The sequence below is a fragment of the Fictibacillus aquaticus genome (assembly GCF_002245695.1).
In the GTDB taxonomy this organism is placed as follows: domain Bacteria; phylum Bacillota; class Bacilli; order Bacillales; family Fictibacillaceae; genus Fictibacillus; species Fictibacillus aquaticus.
In genome coordinates, this window is the sequence record NZ_NOII01000081.1 from 1 (window position 1) to 487 (window position 487).

A 487-nucleotide genomic window follows, 5' to 3' on the forward strand; every position below is an offset into this window, starting at 1 on the left:
ATTCCGCAGCTACTGCCATGTTCTGCGCGGCGAGTGCTGCATCAGCCGTCCCAACGATAAAGCCCTCTGTAGATTCTACTGTGTCTGCAATGTCACTGCCTGTCATCTCAGCTGCCAGCATGTGCCGGTGATAATCGAGACAAAACACAAAAAAGTAACCGTTCTCGGCCACATAGTTCTGACCTCCGGCAAGAGCTGCCAGCTTGTCCTTCATACCTTTGTCTTCCACGCCGATGATCGAATAAACTTGCTGATAGCTTGAAGTAGAAGCAGCCTGTGCACATTTCACAAGTGTTTCCACCGTTTCATTGTTAAGCGGTTCATTTTTAAACTTTCGGATGGATCGGTGTGAGAGTATCGTTTTGATCGTATCGTTCATCCTTAATTCCTCCTGTTGAGTCACATGCTTTTTTTGTTTACTCTAGCATATAAAGCCTTTAACTTTCATCTTTACAGTTTTGGGGTCCGGTACAGTGTTTTTCAAACG

At 45.4% G+C, this 487-nt stretch carries 1 protein-coding gene; it reads right to left on the bottom strand.

The window, feature by feature from the left end; all coding sequences use genetic code 11:
* A partial coding sequence (locus CGZ90_RS19985) for a nitroreductase family protein (protein WP_205727432.1) occupies positions 1 to 379 on the bottom strand: 379 nt, incomplete at its 3' end.
* Positions 380 to 487 lie beyond the last annotated feature (108 nt).